General features: G+C 63.2%; 19 protein-coding genes and 1 pseudogene. 12 read left to right on the forward strand and 8 right to left on the reverse strand.

Annotated features, from left to right (window positions below; all coding sequences use genetic code 11):
• Positions 1 to 134: 134 nt before the first annotated feature.
• A pseudogene (locus BLR13_RS41445) lies at positions 135 to 1,001 on the forward strand (tripartite tricarboxylate transporter substrate binding protein).
• A 44-nt stretch (positions 1,002 to 1,045) separates the two neighbouring features.
• Here BLR13_RS41445 and BLR13_RS00790 read toward each other — a convergent pair.
• The gene (locus BLR13_RS00790) at positions 1,046 to 1,492 is read right to left on the reverse strand and encodes a cupin domain-containing protein (RefSeq protein ID WP_074828690.1); all 447 of its coding nucleotides are present in this window, start codon (positions 1,490 to 1,492) and stop codon (positions 1,046 to 1,048) included.
• Positions 1,493 to 1,672: 180 nt separating this feature from the next.
• Between BLR13_RS00790 and BLR13_RS00795 the strand changes: the two genes are divergently transcribed.
• Positions 1,673 to 2,401 carry an adenylate/guanylate cyclase domain-containing protein gene (locus BLR13_RS00795; RefSeq protein WP_171945059.1) on the forward strand — a complete coding sequence of 243 codons (729 nt, stop codon included), beginning with the start codon at positions 1,673 to 1,675 and terminating at the stop codon, positions 2,399 to 2,401.
• 18 nt (positions 2,402 to 2,419) lie between these two features.
• On the opposite strand, the gene BLR13_RS00800 is transcribed toward BLR13_RS00795, so the two are convergent.
• Complete coding sequence (locus tag BLR13_RS00800; RefSeq protein WP_074828686.1) at positions 2,420 to 2,788, reverse strand: GFA family protein; 369 nt, start codon at positions 2,786 to 2,788, stop codon at positions 2,420 to 2,422.
• A 192-nt stretch (positions 2,789 to 2,980) separates the two neighbouring features.
• Here BLR13_RS00800 and BLR13_RS00805 point away from each other — a divergent pair, with 192 nt between their 5' ends.
• From BLR13_RS00805 to BLR13_RS00840, 8 genes are all read left to right on the forward strand, one after another.
• Positions 2,981 to 3,706, forward strand: coding sequence for a sulfite exporter TauE/SafE family protein (locus BLR13_RS00805; RefSeq protein ID WP_074828683.1), 726 nt, complete (start codon positions 2,981 to 2,983; stop codon positions 3,704 to 3,706).
• Positions 3,707 to 3,847: 141 nt separating this feature from the next.
• Positions 3,848 to 4,732: a prohibitin family protein gene (locus BLR13_RS00810; RefSeq protein ID WP_091976311.1), complete on the forward strand. Its 885-nt coding sequence runs from the start codon at positions 3,848 to 3,850 to the stop codon at positions 4,730 to 4,732.
• Between the two features lie 567 nt (positions 4,733 to 5,299).
• Complete coding sequence (locus tag BLR13_RS00815; protein ID WP_074828680.1) at positions 5,300 to 5,587, forward strand: hypothetical protein; 288 nt, start codon at positions 5,300 to 5,302, stop codon at positions 5,585 to 5,587.
• A gap of 240 nt (positions 5,588 to 5,827) precedes the next feature.
• Positions 5,828 to 6,442 carry a hypothetical protein gene (locus BLR13_RS00820; protein WP_074828678.1) on the forward strand — a complete coding sequence of 205 codons (615 nt, stop codon included), beginning with the start codon at positions 5,828 to 5,830 and terminating at the stop codon, positions 6,440 to 6,442.
• A 147-nt stretch (positions 6,443 to 6,589) separates the two neighbouring features.
• Positions 6,590 to 8,053 carry a DNA repair protein RadA gene (gene radA / locus BLR13_RS00825; protein WP_074828674.1) on the forward strand — a complete coding sequence of 488 codons (1,464 nt, stop codon included), beginning with the start codon at positions 6,590 to 6,592 and terminating at the stop codon, positions 8,051 to 8,053.
• A gap of 163 nt (positions 8,054 to 8,216) precedes the next feature.
• On the forward strand, positions 8,217 to 8,846 hold the full coding sequence (locus tag BLR13_RS00830) for a CvpA family protein (RefSeq protein WP_074828671.1): 630 nt from the start codon (positions 8,217 to 8,219) through the stop codon (positions 8,844 to 8,846).
• Positions 8,847 to 8,875: 29 nt separating this feature from the next.
• The gene (gene purF / locus BLR13_RS00835) at positions 8,876 to 10,393 is read left to right on the forward strand and encodes an amidophosphoribosyltransferase (RefSeq protein WP_074832161.1); all 1,518 of its coding nucleotides are present in this window, start codon (positions 8,876 to 8,878) and stop codon (positions 10,391 to 10,393) included.
• A gap of 147 nt (positions 10,394 to 10,540) precedes the next feature.
• Positions 10,541 to 11,281 carry an SDR family NAD(P)-dependent oxidoreductase gene (locus BLR13_RS00840; RefSeq protein WP_074828668.1) on the forward strand — a complete coding sequence of 247 codons (741 nt, stop codon included), beginning with the start codon at positions 10,541 to 10,543 and terminating at the stop codon, positions 11,279 to 11,281.
• A gap of 246 nt (positions 11,282 to 11,527) precedes the next feature.
• On the opposite strand, the gene BLR13_RS00845 is transcribed toward BLR13_RS00840, so the two are convergent.
• The 3 genes from BLR13_RS00845 to BLR13_RS39805 form a co-directional block, all read right to left on the reverse strand.
• Complete coding sequence (locus BLR13_RS00845; protein ID WP_244525041.1) at positions 11,528 to 11,791, reverse strand: hypothetical protein; 264 nt, start codon at positions 11,789 to 11,791, stop codon at positions 11,528 to 11,530.
• A 792-nt stretch (positions 11,792 to 12,583) separates the two neighbouring features.
• Positions 12,584 to 13,546 carry an IS110 family transposase gene (locus tag BLR13_RS00850; RefSeq protein ID WP_091976312.1) on the reverse strand — a complete coding sequence of 321 codons (963 nt, stop codon included), beginning with the start codon at positions 13,544 to 13,546 and terminating at the stop codon, positions 12,584 to 12,586.
• A gap of 512 nt (positions 13,547 to 14,058) precedes the next feature.
• Positions 14,059 to 14,358, reverse strand: coding sequence for a hypothetical protein (locus BLR13_RS39805; RefSeq protein WP_143039815.1), 300 nt, complete (start codon positions 14,356 to 14,358; stop codon positions 14,059 to 14,061).
• Positions 14,359 to 14,438: 80 nt separating this feature from the next.
• On the opposite strand from BLR13_RS39805, the gene BLR13_RS00855 reads away from it, so the two are divergent.
• Positions 14,439 to 15,593 carry a hypothetical protein gene (locus BLR13_RS00855; protein ID WP_244525042.1) on the forward strand — a complete coding sequence of 385 codons (1,155 nt, stop codon included), beginning with the start codon at positions 14,439 to 14,441 and terminating at the stop codon, positions 15,591 to 15,593.
• Between the two features lie 103 nt (positions 15,594 to 15,696).
• Positions 15,697 to 16,923, forward strand: a complete 1,227-nt coding sequence (locus BLR13_RS00860) for an ABC transporter substrate-binding protein (RefSeq protein ID WP_074828660.1) — start codon at positions 15,697 to 15,699, stop codon at positions 16,921 to 16,923.
• A 134-nt stretch (positions 16,924 to 17,057) separates the two neighbouring features.
• On the opposite strand, the gene BLR13_RS00865 is transcribed toward BLR13_RS00860, so the two are convergent.
• The 3 genes from BLR13_RS00865 to BLR13_RS00875 are packed head-to-tail and all read right to left on the reverse strand — an operon-like array spanning position 17,058 to position 20,309.
• Entirely contained in the window at positions 17,058 to 18,305 is a 1,248-nt protein-coding gene (locus BLR13_RS00865) for a TCR/Tet family MFS transporter (protein WP_079586953.1), read from the reverse strand.
• Complete coding sequence (gene der / locus BLR13_RS00870) at positions 18,302 to 19,687, reverse strand: ribosome biogenesis GTPase Der (protein WP_074828657.1); 1,386 nt, start codon at positions 19,685 to 19,687, stop codon at positions 18,302 to 18,304. The genes BLR13_RS00865 and der overlap by 4 nt, the downstream gene beginning before the upstream one ends.
• A 55-nt stretch (positions 19,688 to 19,742) precedes the next feature.
• Positions 19,743 to 20,309, reverse strand: coding sequence for a hypothetical protein (locus BLR13_RS00875; protein ID WP_074828654.1), 567 nt, complete (start codon positions 20,307 to 20,309; stop codon positions 19,743 to 19,745).
• Positions 20,310 to 20,324 lie beyond the last annotated feature (15 nt).

Below are 20,324 nucleotides of genomic sequence, written 5' to 3' on the forward strand. Positions count from 1 at the left end.
CTTTAAAAGACGTCGGACGGAGGAATGCGCGTGAGATTTTCGAGAACGATCGCTGCGGTCGCAGCGCTGCTGTGTGCCCTACCCTTTGCCGCCCGCGCCGACGACGAGACTACCCTTCCCGCCCGATCACGCTGATGCATGGATTTGGCGCCGGCGGCAATGCCGACGCGATCGCGCGTATCGTCGCGGACGGCCTCTCCCGCCGGCTCGGCAAGCCGGTCATCGTCGAGGCCCGTCCCGGCGCCGGCGGCAACATCGCCTCCGACCGCGTCGCGAAAGCCGCGCCCGACGGCTACACGTTGATCATGCTGACCGGCGGCCACGCAGTATCGGCCGCGATGTACAAGACGCTGCCGTTCGATCCCGTCGACGATTTTCGGATGATCTCGACGACGGTGTTCTTTCCCTTCGTCGTCGCGGTCAAGGCGGGTTCGCGTTTTCAGACGCTCGCAGATGTGATCGCGGAAGCCAAAGCCTAGCCGGACACGCTGACCTACAGCTCGGTCGGCGTCGGATCGACCCAGCATCTGGTTGGCGAACTGCTGTCATCGATGGCCGGCATCAACATGATCCATGTGCCCTACAAGGGCGGTGGCGGCCCGATCAACGACCTGCTCGGCGGCCAGATCGATATCCTGATCGATACGCTGACGATATCAGCGCCGCAGCTTGCTGCCGGCACGATCCGCGGCCTGGGCGTGACCAGCGCAAAGCCGTGGTTTTCGATTCCCGGCGTGCCGCCGGTCGCCGCGACCGTTCCGGGCTTCGAGGTCCGGTCATGGCTCGGCCTTGCCACCAGCAAGGGCGTGCCCGCGCCTGTGGTCGAGAGGCTCAATCGCGAAGTGCGGGCCGTGCTCGATATGCCGGAAGTCCGAGGCAAGCTGGAGGCCATGGGCAACGAGGTCCGCGGCACCTCGCCCGAGGAGATGCGGACCATGATCGCCTCCGAGATCACGCGCTGGAAGCAGGTGATCGGCGCTGCAAAGATTCCGCAGCAATGAGCCACGGGTAACCGTTGCCTTGAGGTCGGTGCGCCCCCCCGAAATCAGCCCTTGCCGATGTGGCCCCAGGCGGCATCCCAATCCTCGCCCGCGGCGTCGATGACACGGCCGTCGGCCTCGAAGAACTTGTTCGGGACCTGGAAGATCGCGAGCATCAGCCCGCCTTGCGGGCACCAGGCAACGTGACGGCTGCCTTCCTCGCGCCAGATGAATTCGCCGGCTTTGCATTCGATGCCTTGCGCCGGCCCCTCCTTGTCGACCAGCGAGCCTTCGAGCACATAGGTCTGCTCGATGTTGACGTGCTCGTGGTCGGGCAAGACAGCGCCCGGTGCAAAACGCATCAGCGCGGTCATCAGCCCGGTCTTTTTATCGAACAGCAGCGTCTTGGCTTCGCAGCCGGGAAAGCGCGTCTTTTGCCATTCCATGCTGTCGGGACGAACCAGGTGGGAATGGGTGTCTGCGGTCGCGCTCTGCGGCGTCACGGCGTCCATGGCAATCCTCCCGATGCATTTTGCGGCGACAGTAGCAGCTTTGGCCAAGGACGTCAGCCGGCAAGGCCTGGACTGACGAGGCCTGGACCGACGCCGGATCCCGTCTTGTCCGCCGCCGCTCCCGCTTGTCCGATCGGTACATCTGGCGCGCTTGTGGATCACGGGTTGAACATGGCGGCCTTGCAACATTCGAAATTCTGCAAGGGGTGCTGGGAGCAGATGCATCTGCCGGTGCCGCTCCGCGGCGTGATCTCTGCGCCCTTTCGGGCGTTCGGCGTCCGCCCGAGCCGAATGAATCCCAATACCTGCACCATCTGCGAATTGATGTTCACGAAGGTGATGCGCGCCCGCAAGATCACCATCGACGCCACCATCATGTTTGCCGATTTGCGCGGCTACACCAGCCTTTCCCAATCCCGGTCACCGGATGCCATCTCGGGGCTGCTCGACGCCTTCTACGATGAATGCGCCAACGCGATCTGGGCCCATGACGGCCTCCTCAACAAGACGATCGGCGATGCGGTGATGGCCGTCTTCAACTTTCCCTTGCAGCGCGACGACCACGCCAGGAACGCGTTGTTGGCGGCGCGCGAGATTCAGAATAACTGGCGCGAGCGGCGTGACAGTCTTGCCGGCACCCTTGGGCTGACCGCTGGAGAGCTGGGCATTGGCATCGGCATCCACGCCGGCGAACTCAGCTTCGGCGAGTTCGGCCAGTCGCACCGCGATCTCACCGCCATCGGCAACGTCGTCAATAAGGCGTCGCGCGCCCAGTCCGTCGCCGAAGCCGACCAGATTCTGGTGACCGAGGCGGTCTATCAGCGCGCCCGATCGGATTTGCAGGATAGTCAGCCCAGGACATTCCAGCTCAAGGGGTTTGATACCCCGACCGAGCTCTACGCCGCCTGACCGGTCATCTCGAAGAAATCACCACAGGTTCTTGCCATCAATGACCGTCACCGGCACCGCGTCGAGGTCGACATCGTCGAACAGCCGCGCATTGATGCCGACCTTCGGATTGTCAAAATCCGGCTTGCCGGTCGACCAGTCCGGCGATTCCGAATAGGTGCCGCAACCGCAATTCGCGCAGAAATGATGTTTGACGGTGCGGCTGCCCCAGCGATAGGTCGCAACGTTTTCGGGCGGTGACGTCAGGCGAAACTGCGCCGGCGTATAGTAGGCCCACAGCGCGCCACGCTTGGCGCACAGCGAACAGGTGCAACGGGTCACGCCGGCCGGCGCCTCGCTCACCTCGAATTGCGTCTCGCCGCAATGACAGCTTCCCTTGATTGGCACGATCCGCTCCCTCCCAGTGACCCGATATGGCCAATGTCATAACCGGGGCCCGCTGACAGCATGGTGTCAGCAGTAGATGACCGGCGCAGGCCGGTTGACGCCGACCGATGCATCCGGATGGCGTTGCCGCTGATCTGCGGAAATTGCTAGGCTTTCCGTTCCCGTCAGAACGAATCGCGGAGATCAGGTTTCTTGGGCTTCCTCTTCGTCCTCATCGTCGGGCTTGTCGCCGGCACCATCTCGGGCATCGTCGGCACCGGTTCATCGATCATGCTGATGCCGGTGTTGATCTATCAATACGGGCCGAAGGAAGCCGTCCCGATCATGGCGGTCGCGGCGGTGATGGCGAACCTGTCGCGGATTCTGGCCTGGTGGCGCGAAGTCGACTGGCGCGCCTGCTTCGCCTATTCGGTCACGGGGATTCCAGCGGCGGCACTCGGCGCGCGGACGCTGCTGGCGCTCCCCTCGCATGCCGTCGATCTCGCGATTGGCCTGTTTCTGATCGCGATGGTCCCGGTGCGGCACTGGCTGGCCAAGCACCAGCTCAAAACGCAGCTCTGGCACCTCGCCGTCGGCGGCGCCGTGATCGGCTACCTCACCGGCATCGTGGTCTCGACCGGTCCGCTCAGCGTTCCCTTGTTTCTGTTTTACGGGTTAACCAAGGGCGCGTTCCTGGCGACGGAAGCCGCAAGCTCGCTCGGGCTCTATCTGAGCAAGTCCGTCACCTTCGAACGGTTCGGCGCGTTGACCTCGGACGTCGCGCTGAAAGGCCTGATCGCCGGCGCCTCGCTGATGTCGGGCGCCTTCATCGCCAAGCGCTTCGTGCTGCGGCTCGATCCCAACGTGTTCCGCCTGCTGATGGACGGCATCATGATCGCAGCCGGGTTGTCCCTGCTGTGGTCGGCGGCCTTTTCATAAAATTTCCCTGAACCCGGCCGGTCAATCTGAACCAATCGCGGCGAAAGCCCGACGAAGTGACGCGAGTCACATCATTTCGGTTAGTGACCACAGATATTGGCTGGGGTTGCATTTCAACCGCCCCAGCCTGGAGGGATCAAGATGAACCGGGGAATTATCGGCGCCATCGTCGCCGTCGTTATTGCCGTGATTATTGCCGCGGGCAGCTGGTACACCGTCGATCAGACCGAGCGCGGCGTGCTGCTGCGCTATGGCGCGGTGGTCGGCACCGCACAGCCGGGCCTCGGCTTCAAGGTCCCGCTGATGGACACCGTCGAGAAGGTCAGCGTCAAAACCACGACCTTTACGTGGGACAAGATGAACTCCTACTCCTACGACCAGCAGCCGGCCGACCTGAAGATCAGTGTCACGTTGCGTGCATCGCCGGACAAGGTCTCGGACCTCTATGCAAAATTCGGATCGCTGCAGACGGCGGTCAACCAGGTCGTCAGCCCGGTCGTCAACCAGCAGGTCAAGGTCGTGTTCGGCCGCTACACCGCGGTGAAGGCCATTCAGGACCGCGGTCCGCTGAACGGCGCGATCAAGGACGCCATCACCGCGACACTGAAGGACGACCCGATGATCATCATCGAGAGCGTCCAGCTCGAAAATATCGAATTCAGCCAGAACTATCTGCACTCGATCGAGCAGCGCATGCTGGCCGAGGTCGAAGTGCAAAAGCTGCAGCAGAACGCCGAGCGCGAAAAAGTCCAGGCCCAGATCACGGTGACGCAGGCCACCGCGAAAGCCAACGCGGTCCGCGCCGAAGCGCAAGCCAACGCCGAAGCCACCCGGTTGAACGGCGAAGCCAAGGCGTCCAACATCAAGATCACCGGCGAAGCCGAAGCCGCCGCCATCGAGGCGCGCGGCAAGGCGCTGGGCAACAATCCGAACCTCGTCACCCTGGTGCAGGCCGAACGCTGGAACGGCGTGCTGCCGACCACGATGGTGCCGGGCTCGTCGGTGCCGTTCGTGTCGGTCAAATAGGGTCCCACTTCATTGCGCGGCGCCGACAAAGCAGCCGCGCGATGATGCCGAGCGCGAGAAGGCCCACGCCGGCGCGACGCGGCTCGCGGGCAAGGCCAAGCCTCAAGTATCCGCATCGCAGGCGAAGCCGAAGCCGTTGATGATTTTAGTTGAGAGCGCAGCCAACCTCCGGACGAGATAATCCTCTTGAACGACGTAAATTTACGGGGCTTTGCGCCTTGCGTGTTGAAAAACACGAAAGAGTTCTGTTGCGCACTCACTTTTGGTTGTTAGGCGAATTGCCTACACCTCGTCATTACGACTATGACAATCGTATTGCTTGAATTCGACGTTTGCGGAAAAAGGACTTTGCGCAAGCAAGCATCACAGGGTCGCTCAGCGACCCGGATGCGAGCTTCGAGAACCCGGGCGACACATCTTGCTTCAACGGCGCCGCATGCATTTGGTGCCGCAAGTAGGCGGCCGTTGTGGTCGATGTTGCCCTGGAGCTGAAGCCTTCGTGTCGCAGTCGGAGCAAGGGGAGCCGCGGGTCATCAAGGCCCGATGGGCAGGAAAGGCAGGCGCGTGATGCGCAAGGTGATTATCACCTCCACGATGATGTTAACCGTCGTGCTCGTTGGCTCGGCTTTCTGGCCGACAGCAAAGCCCGATGTCGAACGTTTCGGAGACAGCGTTTACGAGACGATCTGGGTATGGCGAATTCCGGCTTATGCGAACAATCCGTCCTGGCGCATTCGCTGGAGTTGGAGCGATCCACTTCGGGCGGAAGCGAGATGTTGCCGGGCATTGCCGACCGGTTCCGTGCCGCGGGATAATCCGCCAATGCTGCTTTCAACGCGCGAGATACGAATTTAGATGCGCGCTTGCCGATGGCCTCACCTGGTTGCTCGGCTCCGGCGTACCGTAGACAGCAGCGCATCCGACGGCAGTCCGGATCAGTTGAGCGTCGAGAGAAGCAACCGCATTTGATTCAAATTTGGATTGCAGTTGATGTTACTTTTTATCCTTAACCAGAAACCTGCTCTTTGATTTACATCTGGAGGATGCGGTTTACCTTGCCTCCGCGACCAAAGCGGAATCAGGGACAACAACAAAATGCACCGGTTAAGCCTCAACCTCTCGCTGGTTTTCTTTCTGGCCGCACCGGCCTTCAGCGTAGCTGCCGATGATACCAAAATAGACCGACCGAATTCGGTTATCGCAACTGCTCGCGTTGGGTGTTCCCTGCACCCCAAAGCTGAGGAACCATCCGATCCATCGTCGACCTCGGCAATCCCTCACGCCGAAAAATTCGTCGCTCGGGAACATTTCAAGGAAGACATCTCGTCCGGCGCCGCCGTCAGGATTTCCTGGCTCGGCGCGACATTCGCGCGCCGGTTCACGGGCAAGGTCGAGGGCGATGCGGGCGGCACATCGTTTCGAACTTACGTCCTGAACTCATCCTCCAGCGATCAGGAGATCCTGGCGGAACTCGGCCGAGGCCATGAGAGCAGCCTGGTCGATGTCTGGTGCCTGTTGCGACAGCAGCCCGGCGGTGACAGTGGCGCACTGCAAACCAGTTCCAATCCCAACATCTTTTTTGTCCGTGATCTCGCGGGTGAGCTTGGCGTCGTAGACGCGATCTGGGGAGGCGTGGGGTGGGAAATTGGCGCGAGCCCCGTGGGGGACAAGCGAAGATGGCCGTCCGGAACGCGCGTATTTTCACGCTGACCACCCTTATCTCCAATAGACCGTGCCTTGCGGGGCCAGAAACGGCGACCGCGCCAAAGCGCTCAATGATTCGCTCAATAATGGATGGATCGTACCCGGTGGCCTAACCGTGCTATGGACACTGCGCGAAAGCGCGACTCACCCTTCATGGCCAAATCCACCCTCTCCTTTGTCTGCCAGAACTGCGGCGCGGCGTATAACCGCTGGCAGGGCAAGTGCGAGTCCTGCGGCGAGTGGAACACGCTCGCCGAAGAGGACACCACCGGCGCCACCTCGATGCCGGTCTCGATCCGCTCCAAGCGCAAGGGGCGGACCTTTGCGCTGGAAAGCCTCACCGGCAAGAGCACCGACGCCCCGCGCCTGTCGTCCGGCATGGGCGAACTCGATCGCGTCACCGGCGGCGGCTTTGTCCGCGGCTCGGTGCTGCTGGTCGGCGGCGATCCCGGCATCGGCAAATCGACCCTTCTCACGCAGGCGACCAGCCTGATGGCCCGCGCCGGCCATCGCGTGGTTTACATCTCCGGCGAAGAGGCCGTGGCGCAGGTGCGGCTACGCGCCGAGCGGCTGGGACTGGCCGACGCGCCGGTGCAACTGGCCGCTGAAACCTCGGTTGAGGACATCGTCTCGACCCTGTCGGAAGGCGCAGTCCCACGCCTGATCGTGATCGATTCGATCCAGACCATGTGGACCGACACCGTGGAATCGGCCCCCGGGACGGTGACGCAGGTCCGCGCCTCGGCGCAGGCGCTGATCAGGTTTGCCAAGAAGTCGGGCGCTGCGATCATTCTGGTCGGCCACGTCACCAAGGACGGCCAGATCGCGGGCCCCCGCGTGGTCGAGCATATGGTCGACGCGGTGCTGTCGTTCGAGGGCGAAGGCTCGCAGCATTTCCGGATTTTGCGCGCGATGAAGAACCGATTCGGCCCGACCGACGAGATCGGCGTGTTCGAGATGACGGGCCTCGGCCTGCGCGAGGTTTCCAACCCGTCCGAACTGTTCCTGTCCGAGCGCGATCTGGGCAGCCCGGGCACGGCGGTATTTGCCGGGATCGAAGGCACCCGCCCGGTGCTGGTGGAATTGCAGGCCCTGGTGGCTCCGACCACGCTTGGCACCCCCCGCCGCGCCGTGGTGGGCTGGGACCCAAGCCGGCTGTCGATGGTGCTGGCGGTGTTGGAGGCCCATTGCGGGGTCAAATTGTCCGGCTATGACGTCTATCTGAACGTGGCCGGTGGCCTGCGGATCCAGGAGCCGGCCGCCGATCTCGCCGCGGCCGCAGCCCTGGTATCCTCGCTGGTGAACGCGCCGCTGCCGACGGATGCGGTCTATTTCGGCGAGATTTCGCTGTCCGGCGCGGTCCGGCCGGTGGCGCAAACCTCGGCCCGGCTGAAAGAGGCTGCCAAACTCGGCTTTGGCCGCGCCGTGCTGCCCGAATCGACACGCGGCGACGTCGGTGGCGATGCTGGTTTGGTGCTGAACACGGTCGGCGGACTGACCAGCCTGGTCGCGGACATTGCCGCGCGCGGCACGCCCAGAGCGAACAAAGAGGCCAATCGCGAGGGCGCGGCTGAGAAAAATGCCACACCGGCGCGATTCCGGCGCGAGAACGGCTAAAGCGGCGTGACGCGCCCCGCCCTCGCCGCTATACAACGCGCGCGAAGGGCGAGCGGGATGGCGCGATATCTGGCCTTGCGGGATATGCCATATGCCCGTCACCTAGGGTGTCCTGACATGACGATTCGCTGCTTGAGAACCTTTGAGCGGACCTGACCAGCCGATGCCGATAACGATACTCGATCTCGTCCTGCTTGGGGTGATGCTGATTTCGGGGCTGCTTGCCCTGGTGCGCGGCTTCATGCGCGAAATCCTGTCGATCGCGGCATGGGGCGCTGCGGCGCTGGTCACGCTTTATGCCTTCGCAAAACTGCTGCCGACCGCAAAAACCTATTTCAACAACGACACCGTCGCCTCGGTCGTGGTGGTGGCCGGCACCTTCATCGGCACGCTGATCGTGGTGTCCATCATCACCGTGCGGATTTCGGACATGATCCTGGATTCCCGGATCGGCGCGCTGGACCGCACGCTCGGGTTCCTGTTCGGGCTCGGCCGCGGCCTTTTGATCGTGGTGGTGGCCTATCAGTTCTTCGTCTGGCTGGTTCCGGACAAGCAGCGCCCCGACTGGATTACCGGGGCGAAGTCCCGGGTGGTGCTGCAGGGAACCGGCGATTGGTTAATGTCGCTCTTGCCTGACGACCCCGAGAACACCATCTTAAAGAGATTCAAGAAGAATAAACCCGAAGACGATCAAACTGACACCGACCAGGCAGCCCCTGCGTCCGGTGATGGCTACAGTAAACCTGCCCGTGACAGCCTTAAAAAGCTGATCGAGAAACCCGCGGGCAAATAATTCTGGCCAGAAGAGAGGCGATGGACGAGATGCAAAACCCTTCCAATCCCGCCCACCAGTTTGACTCCAACCCTGATCTAAATCTCGGCATCGAACTGCAGGACGACCTGGAAGGCGACACGCTCCGCGAGGAATGCGGCGTGTTCGGCATCTTCGGCCACCCCGAGGCCGCCGCCATCACGGCGCTCGGCCTTCACGCCCTCCAGCACCGCGGCCAGGAAGCCGCCGGCATCGTCTCCTTTGACGGCGCCCGCTTCCATTCCGAACGCCGCCTCGGCCTCGTCGGCGACACCTTCTCCCGCCGCGAAGTGATCGAGCGCCTGCCCGGCAACGCCGCCGTCGGCCATGTCCGCTACTCCACCACGGGCGCCACCATCCTGCGCAACGTGCAGCCGCTGTTCGCCGAGCTCAATGCCGGCGGTTTTGCGGTCGGCCATAACGGCAATCTCACCAACGGCCTGACGCTGCGCCGCGAGCTTGTTCTCCACGGCGCCATGATGCAATCGACCACCGACACCGAAGTGATCCTGCATCTGGTGGCGCAGTCCAAGCGCAGCCGTTTCATCGACCGTTTCATCGAGGCGTTGCGCACGATCGAGGGTGCCTATTCGCTGGTGTCCCTGACCAATAAGAAGCTGATCGGTGCCCGCGACCCGCTCGGCATCCGCCCGCTGGTGCTCGGCGACCTCGACGGCTGTCCGATCCTGGCGTCCGAGACCTGCGCGCTCGACATGATCGGCGCCAAATATGTCCGCGACGTCGAACCCGGCGAGATCGTCGTATTCGATGAACAGGGCGCACACAGCCACAAGCCGTTTCCGCCGAAGCCGCCGCGGCCCTGCATCTTCGAATACATCTACTTCTCGCGGCCGGATTCGATCGTCGGCGGCCGCTCGGTGTACGAAGTCCGAAAATCCTTCGGCGCCCAGCTCGCGCGCGAAAGCCATGTCGAGGTCGACGTCGTGGTGCCGGTGCCGGATTCCGGCGTGCCCGCCGCGATCGGTTACAGCCAGCATTCCGGCGTGCCGTTCGAACTCGGCATTATCCGCAACCATTATGTCGGCCGTACCTTCATTCAACCGACCCAGAGCGTGCGCGAACTCGGCGTGCGCATGAAGCATTCGGCCAACCGCGCCGCGATCGAGGGCAAGCGCATCATCCTGATCGACGATTCGCTGGTGCGCGGCACCACGTCGAAGAAGATCGTGCGCATGATGCGCGACGCCGGCGCCCGCGAAGTGCATTTCCGCCTCGCCTCGCCGCCGATCCTGTATCCCGACTATTACGGCATCGACCTGCCGGACCGCGGCGGCCTGCTGGCCGCGACCCATTCGCTGGAGGAGATGCGCGAGATCATCGGCGCCGATTCGCTGGCGTTCCTGTCGATCGACGGCATGTACCGCGCCATGGGCGAGCCCGGCCGCGATCCCGCCAATCCGAAATTCTCGGATCACTGCTTCACCGGCGCCTATCCGACCCACCTCACCGACCAGACCCAGGTCGAACCGCAGCCCCGGCAATTGTCGCTGCTGGCGGAGGCGAGCTGAGGCCACTGTCGTCCCCGCGAAAGCGGGGACCCATAGCCACCGGCACTGCGTGGTTCGGACGGCATTAGACACAACCACCTTCCGCCACTATAGACGCCACGGCGTATGGGTCCCGGCGTTCGCCGGGACGACGTTAGAGTGTATTCCATGACCAAACCCCTCGCTTCCCGTATTGCCGTCGTCACCGGCGCCTCGCGCGGCATCGGCCGTGCCACCGCACTGGCGCTCGCCAGGGCCGGCGCGCATGTCGTCGCCGTGGCGCGCACGCAAGGCGGCCTGGAAGAGCTCGACGATGAGATCCGCAAAGACGGCGGCGCCGCCACGCTGGTGCCGCTCAACCTCACCGATTTCGACGGCATCGCGCGGCTCGGCGCGGCGCTGCATGAGCGCCACGGCAAGATCGACATTCTCGTCGGCAATGCCGGTGTCGCCGGCCCCTCGTCTCCCCTAGGCCATATCGAGTTGAAGCCCTGGAACGACGTCATGGCGGTCAACGTGACCGCGAATTTCCAACTGGTCCGCTGCATGGAGCCGCTGCTGAAGCAGTCCGACGCCGGCCGCGCCGTGTTCGTGACCTCAGGCGCCGCCAACAAGGCGCCGGCCTATGTCGGCCCCTACGCCGCCTCGAAGGCCGCGCTCGAAGCCCTGGTGCGCGTCTGGGCGGAGGAAACCGCGAGCACAAGGATGCGCGTCAATCTGTTCAACCCCGGCCCGATCCGCACCCGCATGCGCGCCACGATGTTTCCCGGCGAAGATCCGGCGACGCTGGACACGCCGGAACAGGTCGCCGAGTTCATCGTGCCGATGTGTGAGCCTGGGTGGGACGCAACCGGCAAGTTCTACGATTTCAAGACCCGCACGCTGATGAGTTTTCGCCCGCCGGCGTAGCACCTCCTCGTCATTGCGAGCGAAGCGAAGCAATCCATCGCGCGGCAAAGCCAGTACGGATTGCTTCGTCGCAAGTGCTCCTCGCAATGACGCCGGCATCTCGCAGGCGGTTACGGTGACAGTGCACTTAACTCGGTGAGTTATGTGCACTGTCACCGTAATTTCAGATTGCCATAGTTCAAACCGTCATGCCTCGGCTTGATTTCTTGGCTTCATTGCCGTCGTCATGGCGCCGAACCGTCTCCATCAATGTCTAGACACCGGTAACTCGACGATGGCGCCGGTCGGCTCCGGCTCGTGCGGCGACAGCTTGTTGAGATTCTCGTCGCTCCAGTTTGCAAGGTTGATGACTCTGGCCGCCTGAACGCCACCCTGCGGCATCCCCTCGGCCGGCTCCAGGATGTTCAGTCCGTTGCCGTCGAGCAGGAAGGTGTGGTCTCCAAACAAACTGCTCAGTTCCTGAATCGCGGGGTGGCTATCGGGAAGAGCCTGGGCTTCGAACTGGTTCATGGTTCGCTCGAGCTGTGCAGCGTTCAATTTCATTGCTCGGTCCTTTCGATTGAGTTTGTGACAGCGCACGACGCGGCGCGTTGCGTGCTCTCGTTGCTTCAAATGGTCCAACGCTGGTCAATTGCGTATCCCACGTAGACGCATCATCGCGATTACGCGAACTACGCAGTAACGGCGCGACGAGACGACAAGGCGCGCCACCGACACCTGGGCCGCGTGCTCGATTGCAGCGCACGGCGCGCAAACATCAACGATCAGCTGATCAGTTTTTTTTGGCGGTTCTGTGTTTCGGCGATGCCGTTGCCAATTGTGGCTATGTCATTTTTTGTCAGGACTGCCAAAAATGCGGCAGCGGAACAAACGCCGCGAGTTCCTCGTCCAATAAATGATCACCGAATGGCCGCATATGAGTCTGCAACTTTCGCGGCCGCACGAATTTGGCGCAGCTCGTAGCTCCACCCGCCCGCGAGAACTGCGTCGCCTCCCGCGCAAGCGAAATCTTGCGGCAACGCCTGCGACAAATCAACCCGACGGGCAAATCACCAAAAGTCTGTCCAGCCCTTCCGCTAAAAATATTTCCGTTGCAGCGTCGGGCAAATCAGACGTTTAACTCCGCCCGTCTCCCGCGATGAGAGCAACTGTGCTGAAGTAGACCGGTGATCGGCTGGCCTCAAGGCTGGCGCGAGGCGCGCCCCCGCCTTCGGCGGCTTACGGCCTTGACGCCGTCCGCTCCCCGGTCTGTTGGCTAGGCATGCGCTCGGTCGAGGACCGAGCGCGGTGAAGTGCGCTCGCTCAATTCAGTGCGTAACGGCTGGGATCCCATTTCTGCCGGCGTGCGATCATTGTGTTGAGGATGATGATCAGCTTTCGCATGCAGGCGACGAGCGCAACCTTCGGCTCCTTCCCCTTGGCAAGTAGCCGTTGATAGTAGGCCTTGAAGACAGGATTGTTCTGTGTGGCCGCGCCGAGGCACGGCATGTAGAGGGCGTTTCGGACCCAACGGCGGCCGCCCTTGATGTGGCGTTCGCCGCGGCGCTTTCCGCTATCATCGTCATAAGGGGCAACGCCTAACAACGCCGCGGCGATCTCGTCGCTCACTTGGCCAAGCTCCGGCATTCCAGCAATGAGGTTCGCTGAGCTCGTTTCGGCAAAGCCTGGCACGCTCTCGACGATCTCGGCGCGTTCGGCAAGATGAGGTGTGGCCCTGACCTGGGCCGAGATCGCGACTTCGAGCTTGGCAATTTCCTCGAGCAAGCTCTTCAAGATACGGGTCCGCGCTTTCCGAGCCTGTCCTGGTGCAGCATGCTCGTTTTGAGCTTCCAGTCGTATCTTGAGATCGACCAGATTGAGACGAGCTTTCACCAGCGCCTGCAGCTCTTCGCGCGCGGCATCGTGCACTTGGCCCGGCGCCTCGCTGAACGTCTCTGCGAACCAAGCGATCATCTCTGCATCAATCGTATCGTTCTTGGCCAGGCGTCCGGCCGACTGCGCAAAGCTGCGGACTCGCTTGGGGTCGACGATCCGTACGGCGATGCCGGCCAGACGGAGCACCTTCCCCCAATCGCGCTCATAGCCGCCGCTGGCCTCCATCACCGCCCTGTTCACCTTGTGCTTGCGAAGCCAGGCAACCAGCTTGCGATGACCCTGGGCAGTGCTCGGATACGTCTGCCGCAGCGCCAACTCGCGAATGCACGCATCGACCTTGTCCTTTGCTACATCGATGCCGACGACAACGAGACCATTTTGTGCCATCATCCACTCCCTTCCTTGCTCGGTACGGGCTCAACGGCCCTTGCAACTGTTCGGGTTGAGGAAGACACCGGAGCTGTCCCTCGCTCTCATACAGGCTCTGCCGCTTTGGGGCGTTACGGGCTCAGTTCCAGCAACGGGCGGTTCTGCTTCAACCGCCCGTTCGCACATTCTGCCAGTTTTTGCCGACACAAGGGGCGCTCGCGATCGTCACGACGTGCGGAGAGATGCGGTGGACGCAGGGTCACGACTGACGAGCGTGGCCTTTGCGTACGGTGAAATCGTTTGGGTCCGACGCCCCGATGCAGGCGTCAAGTTCGAGGGCAGCCAACGCTGCCGGAGAGCGATGGTGTCACAAAAAGCAGGGTCACCAGGACGATCTCGTATAAGCCGTAAAGCCATTGCGCAGGGAAGGCCGGAGGCTTCCGCCAAACCTGTATGCTTGCGTGCACCATTTTGTTGCAACTATCGCACGCAAGACCGCGGGTGCGGCGCGCACCCGGTCTTCCCTGCGCCCTCTACTTTCGGAGGGCAAACGGAATGTAAAACTTCGGGCAGATGATGCCGCGAGAACAATTCCCGCTGTCATCATCCGCGAAGGCGGATGATCCAGTATTCCAGAGACGCCGATGATTAAACTGATAGGCCGCAGTGTACTGGATCGCCCGGTCAAGCCGGGCAACGACAGCTTCTTTGTCGCGACAATTATGGATTGCTTCCGCCTTCGCTCGTTGAGCTACGGCGGACAGGTCGTCGCAAGTGCTCCCTTGCGCAAACGCTTCGCGTTTGCCGCAGGCAATGACAGCAGACGGCGTCATGCCGTTGACACCAGCCCCTCCCCGCGATTGACTGCCTGCCAAGCGGGAAAACCCGTTAATAAAAAAGGGAGGAAGCCATCATGCCGATGCAGCATCGCGCGCGCTCGATACCTGCCGTCCAGCATTTCACCAAAACCATTGCCGCCTGCGCCGCCGCTGCCGTGCTGATCGGCACGCCGCTGTCGCTGCGCAGCGCGCAGGCCGGCGATGTCCCGACTTTCGCGGTCGACGCATCATGGCCAAAACCGCTGCCGAACAACTGGATCATGGGACAGGTCGGCGGCATCACTGCCGACGCGGAGGGACACATCTGGGTGTTTCAGCGTCCGCGCTCGCTGACCGACGACGAGAAAGCCGCAGCGCTCGACCCGCCGCGCACCAAATGCTGCGTCCCGGCGCCGCCGGTGCTGGAGTTCGATGCCGACGGCAATCTGCTACGCTCGTGGGGCGGCCCCGGTGAAGGCTATCAGTGGTTCGGCAACGAACACGGCATCGAAGTCAGCGGCGGATTTGTCTGGCTGACGGGGAATGCGAACGACGACAGCCAGATCCTGAAGTTCACGCCCGACGGCAAATTCGTTTTGCAGATCGGCAAGATCGCGCCGGCCAAGGGAAGCAACGACACCACCCAGCTCGGCAGGCCCGCCGAGGTCACCGTCGACAAGGACGCCAACGAGGTCTACATCGCCGACGGTTACGGCAACCGGCGCGTCATCGTGTTCGATGCCACCACCGGCGCCTACAAGCGGCACTGGGGCGCCTATGGCAAGCCGCCGAACGACGACAAGCAGGCGCCTTACGATCCGAAGGCGCCGGTGTCGCAGCAATTCGGCAATCCCGTGCATTGCGTGAAGATCGCCAATGACGGGCTCGTCTACGTCTGCGACCGCACCAACAACCGCATCCAAGTCTTCAAGAAGGACGGCAGCTTCGTCAAGGAGTGGTTCTACGAGAAGAATACGCTCGCCAACGGCGCCGTCTGGGACGTCGTGATCTGGCCCGATCCGAAGCAGACCTGGCTGTTGAGCGCCGACGGCGCCAACAACGAAATCCGGGTGCTGAAACGCGAAGACGGCACCGTGGCCGGCCATTTCGGCAGCAACGGCCGCAGCGCCGGGCAATTCCACTGGGTTCACACCATGGCGGTGGATGCCAAGGGCAACCTCTATACCGGCGAGGTCGATACCGGAAAGCGCATCCAGAAGTTCAAGCTGACCTCGGACGCGCTACGATAGGTGCATTGCCGGAGGCGTTTGGAGCGACTAGACACGACCGCATTCGCGTCCCGGGACGGCTTCCACAAGAAAGCCGCCCGGCTACCCCTGATGGAGGAAATAGATGACTACAATTAACGCGCGGCGCCTTGCCGCGTTGCTCACGGTCGCCGGTATTGCCTTCGCCGCCCCCGCCTACGCCCAGGACAAGAACGTCAAGATCGGCGTGCTCACCGACATGTCGAGCCTCTATGCGGATATTAACGGCCCCGGCGCCGTGACCGCGGTCAACATGGCCATCGAGGATTCCGGCCTGCGCGCCAAGGGCTGGAAGATCGACGTCGTCAGCGGCGATCACCAGAACAAGCCGGACGTCGGCGTCAACATCGCGCGGCAATGGATCGACACCGAGAAGGTGGATGTCGTCGCCGATACGCCTAACTCCGGCGTGGCGCTCGCGATCAGCAACCTCGTCAAGGAAAAGAACGCCATCCTGCTCAATCAGGCCGCGGCCAGTGCCGACCTGACCGGCAAGGCCTGCAACGCCAACACCATCTCCACCACCTACGACACCTACATGCTGGCCAACGGTACCGGCAAGGCGCTGACCAAGGCCGGCGGCGATAGCTGGTTCTTCGTCTCCGCCGACTACGCCTTCGGCGCGGCGATGCAGCGCGACGCAGCCACCGTGGTCGAGGCCAACGGCGGCAAGGTGCTGGGCAACGTCAAGCATCCGCTCAACACCTCGGACTTCTCGTCCTTCCTGCTGCAGGCGCAATCGTCGAAGGCCAAGGTCATCGGCTTTGCCAATGCCGGCGGCGACACCACCAACGCGATCAAGCAAGCCGCCGAATTCGGCATCGTCGCCGGCGGCCAGAAGCTCGCCGCGCTGTTGCTGTTCGTCAACGACGTGCATTCGCTCGGCCTGAAGACCGCCCAGGGACTGACCTTCACCGAGTCCTTCTACTGGGATCTGAACGACAAGACCCGTGCCTGGTCGGCGCGCTTCCAGGAAAAGGCGGCCAACCATGCCAAGCCGTCGATGACGCAGGCCGGCAACTACGCGGCGATTTCGCACTACCTGAAGACGCTGGAAGCACTCGGCGGCAATCCGCATGACGGCGCCAAGGTGGTGGCCAAGATGAAGGAACTGCCGACCGACGATCCACTGTTCGGCAACGGCCCGATCCGCGCCGATGGCCGCCGCCTGATCCCGGCCTATCTGTTCGAGGTCAAGAAGCCGGAAGAGTCGAAGGGCCCGTGGGATTACTACAAGCTGCTCGCGACGATCTCGGCGGAAGACGCCGCCAAACCGCTCGAGGCCAGCGAGTGTCCGTTGGTCAAGAAGTAACGATGTGAGAACGTACTGCCGTAGGGTGGGTTAGCGACTTGTCCGCCGTAGCTCGCAGAGCGAAGGCGGAAGCGTAACCCACCGCCATCGTCGCAGCAAAGAAGAGGGTGGGTTAGGCATGCGCCTAACCCGCCCTACGCTTTCTGCGCAGCCATCGTGCGCCACGCGATCAACAGCGCCAGCAGCAGCAAGGCCGATGCCAGCAGGAACGGCGCACCCGGCAATTTCAGCGGCGCGTGGTCGCCGATGAACCAGGCGAAGGTCAGCGTAAACAGAAACGGCCCGACAAGCTGGGCGATGCTGTTGACGTTGTTGGTGGCGCCCTGCAATTGCCCCTGCTGGTCCGGCGCCACAAGCTGCGTCGTCAACGCCTGGATGGCCGCGCCGGCGACGCCCCAGAGCGACATCACGGGGATGCCGACCCAGAACAATTCGCCGGTCGGGGCAGCACCATAGATCAGAAACCCGAGCGCTCCGGCAGCGAGCCCCACCAACAGCGTACGTCGCTCGCCGAAGCGCTTGACGATCGGGCCGACGCCTGCGCCCTGCACCACCATGGAGCAGACACCGACCAGCGCCAGCGTCAACCCGACGGTGGTCGTGCTCCAGCCGTATCGATAGGTGGCGTAGAGCACGAAGGTCGAGGGCAGCACCACATGCGCGACCTGGCCGAAGAAGTTCGCCAGCGACAGCCCGGCGAGAATTTTGTTGGAGCGCAGCAAATGCAAGGCACCGAGCGGATTGGCGCTCTTCCAGCGAAACGGCGAGCGCCGCTCGGCCGGCAGCGATTCCGGCAGGATCAGAAAGCCGTACAGCGTGTTGGTAAAACTCAAACCGGCGGCGATCCAGAACGGCAGCCGCGGATCCATGCCGCCGAGCAGACCGCCGAGCGCCGGCCCCAGAATGAACCCGGCGCCGAACGCCGCGCCGATCTTGCCGAACACCGCGGCGCGCCGTTCCGGCGGCGTCACGTCGGCGATGTAGGCGAAGGCGGTCGAGATGCTGGCCGAGGTGATGCCTGAGATCACCCGGCCGATGAACAGCCAGCTCAGCGACGGCGCCAGCGCCATCAGCACGTAATCGAGCGCCAGCCCGAAATTCGACAGCAGCACCACCGGCCTGCGGCCGAACCGGTCCGACAGCGCACCGAGGATCGGCGAGAACAGGAACTGCATCAGCGCCCAGGCAGTCCCGAACAGTCCAAAGATCCGCGCCGCACTCGCGGTATCGTTGTCGACAAAGCTCTCGACCAGCTTCGGCAGCACCGGGATGATCAGGCCCAGCGCCAGCATGTCGAGCAGGATGGTGACGAAAATGAAGGCGGCCGCGGCGTTGCGCACCGGCGGCATGTCGGCGGCGGGCGCGGACGCCTGTTCGCTCATGACGGCCGTTTGCGCTTGTGGGCGAACGGATTGGCCTTTTCACGCAGCGAAATTCGCACCGGCGTGCCCGGCAGGTTGAAAGCCTCACGCATGCTGTTGGTCAGATAGCGCAGGTAGGATGTCGGCACCGCATCGGCGCGCGAGCAGAACAGGATGAAGCTCGGCGGCCGCGCCTTGGCCTGCGTGATGTAGTTGAGCTTCAGCCGCCGGCCCGACACCGCCGGCGGCGGATTGGCGTCGACCGCCTGCTCGAACCAGCGATTGAGGGTGGCCGTCGGCACGCGCTTGTTCCACACCGCATAGGCCTCCTCGATGGCCTTCATCAGCCGATCGATGCCCTCACCCATCAGGCCGGATACCGCGACGATGGGCGCGCCCTTCACTTGCGGCAACAGATGATCGGTATCGATGCGAAGATCCGAAATCAGGCTGCCTTTCTTCTCCATCAAATCCCACTTGTTGACCGCCAGCACGAGCGCGCGCCCCTCGCGCTCGATCAGGTCGGCGATCCGCAGATCCTGTTCCTCGAACCGGTTCTGCGCGTCCATCATCAGCACGACGACTTCGGCGAAGCGGACCGCCCGCAACGCGTCGGCGACCGACAGCTTTTCCAGCTTCTCCTCGATCCGCGAACGCCGCCTGATCCCTGCGGTGTCGAACACCCGGAATTCGCGGCCCTGCCAGGTGATCTCCACGGAAATGGAATCGCGGGTGGTGCCGGCCTCGGGGCTGGTCAACAGCCGCTCCTCGCCGAGCAGATGATTGATCAGCGTCGACTTGCCGGCATTGGGCCGGCCGACGATGGCGACGCGGATCGGACGTTGCGCGATTTCCTCATCGGTTTCGATGATGTCATCGTCGTCGTCGAACTCCTCCTCTTCGACCGGCTCGGGCATCAGCACCCGCAGCGCGTCGTAGAGATCGCTGAGGCCTTCGCCATGTTCGGCCGAGATCTGGATCGGATCGCCTAAGCCCAGCGCGTAGGATTCCATGGCGCCGAGCTCGCCGTGCTTGCCCTCGCTCTTGTTGGCGACCAGCACCACCGGCTTGTTGGCGCGGCGGGCGAAATCGGCGAAGGCGCGATCGTTTGGCGTCAGGCCGGCGCGCGCGTCGAACACGAACATCAGTGCGTCGGCGAGCCCGATCGCGACTTCGGTCTGCTCCTGCATCCGCGCGGTGAGCGAGCCCTTGGCGCCCTCGTCGAGGCCGGCGGTATCGATCAACGTGAATTCGAGGTCGCCGAGGCGCCCTTCGCCCTCGCGGCGGTCGCGGGTCACGCCGGGTTCGTCATCGACCAGCGCGAGCTTCTGCCCGACCAGCCGGTTGAACAGCGTCGACTTTCCGACATTCGGCCGGCCGATGATGGCAATCGTGAAAGACATAAATGATCCTAGCGCCCTCTTTTGAAGGGCGTGTCAATCGAAGGAAAATGAAAACTCAGCGCGTGAAGGTGCCGCTCGGCATCGGGGCCGGGAACGGTGCGGCGGATTGTTGCGTGGCTGACGCGGGCGCCGTCGACTGGCCGGCGGGCGCTTCCGCCGGCGGCGCGGTGGTGCGCTTGCGCACGATCTTCTTGGGCTTGGGCGCTGGCGGCGCCGCGGTGGTGCTGCCCTCTTCCTCAGGCGCAGCGGCATCGGGGTCGGCAGCCGCGGCAGGCTCAGCCGCCGGCGCGGGGCTGGCGGCGGCAGGTGCCGGCTTGCCCTTCGATTTAGCGCCACGCTTCGATTTCGGCTCTTCCGGCGGGGCGGCCGGAGCGACAGCTACCTGCGGACTCTGATCGTCGATCTGACGGCTGCCCTTGTAGAGATCCTTCGGCACGCCCTGCTCAAGGCCCGGCACGCCCTCGGGGAAAACCGGCTTACGTTCGCCCGGCAGCTTCTTCTTGGTGTCGAGGAAGTCGAGCAAATCGGACGGATCGAAATTGCCCATGCTGCCGCAGCCCGCCAGCGCGCTGGAGAGCGCGACAAGGACGGTGGCTGCGATCAAACGTTGCGGGCGGCGCATGGTTGTTTCTCGTTC

It is taken from the genome of Bradyrhizobium ottawaense (genome assembly GCF_900099825.1).
Classification (GTDB): domain Bacteria; phylum Pseudomonadota; class Alphaproteobacteria; order Rhizobiales; family Xanthobacteraceae; genus Bradyrhizobium; species Bradyrhizobium ottawaense_A.

Excerpts from the sequence above, each read along its gene's own strand:
- BLR13_RS00790 (WP_074828690.1), bottom strand. The coding sequence starts at position 1,492 with ATGGACGCCGTGACGCCGCAGAGCGCGACCGCAGACACCCATTCCCAC.
- BLR13_RS00810 (WP_091976311.1), top strand. The coding sequence starts at position 3,848 with ATGAACCGGGGAATTATCGGCGCCATCGTCGCCGTCGTTATTGCCGTG.
- BLR13_RS00815 (WP_074828680.1), top strand. The coding sequence starts at position 5,300 with ATGCGCAAGGTGATTATCACCTCCACGATGATGTTAACCGTCGTGCTC.
- BLR13_RS00820 (WP_074828678.1), top strand. The coding sequence starts at position 5,828 with ATGCACCGGTTAAGCCTCAACCTCTCGCTGGTTTTCTTTCTGGCCGCA.
- radA (WP_074828674.1), top strand. The coding sequence starts at position 6,590 with ATGGCCAAATCCACCCTCTCCTTTGTCTGCCAGAACTGCGGCGCGGCG.
- BLR13_RS00830 (WP_074828671.1), top strand. The coding sequence starts at position 8,217 with ATGCCGATAACGATACTCGATCTCGTCCTGCTTGGGGTGATGCTGATT.
- purF (WP_074832161.1), top strand. The coding sequence starts at position 8,876 with ATGCAAAACCCTTCCAATCCCGCCCACCAGTTTGACTCCAACCCTGAT.
- BLR13_RS00840 (WP_074828668.1), top strand. The coding sequence starts at position 10,541 with ATGACCAAACCCCTCGCTTCCCGTATTGCCGTCGTCACCGGCGCCTCG.
- BLR13_RS00845 (WP_244525041.1), bottom strand. The coding sequence starts at position 11,791 with ATGAACCAGTTCGAAGCCCAGGCTCTTCCCGATAGCCACCCCGCGATT.
- BLR13_RS00850 (WP_091976312.1), bottom strand. The coding sequence starts at position 13,546 with ATGATGGCACAAAATGGTCTCGTTGTCGTCGGCATCGATGTAGCAAAG.
- BLR13_RS39805 (WP_143039815.1), bottom strand. The coding sequence starts at position 14,358 with ATGACGCCGTCTGCTGTCATTGCCTGCGGCAAACGCGAAGCGTTTGCG.
- BLR13_RS00855 (WP_244525042.1), top strand. The coding sequence starts at position 14,439 with ATGCCGATGCAGCATCGCGCGCGCTCGATACCTGCCGTCCAGCATTTC.
- BLR13_RS00860 (WP_074828660.1), top strand. The coding sequence starts at position 15,697 with ATGACTACAATTAACGCGCGGCGCCTTGCCGCGTTGCTCACGGTCGCC.
- BLR13_RS00865 (WP_079586953.1), bottom strand. The coding sequence starts at position 18,305 with ATGAGCGAACAGGCGTCCGCGCCCGCCGCCGACATGCCGCCGGTGCGC.
- der (WP_074828657.1), bottom strand. The coding sequence starts at position 19,687 with ATGTCTTTCACGATTGCCATCATCGGCCGGCCGAATGTCGGAAAGTCG.
- BLR13_RS00875 (WP_074828654.1), bottom strand. The coding sequence starts at position 20,309 with ATGCGCCGCCCGCAACGTTTGATCGCAGCCACCGTCCTTGTCGCGCTC.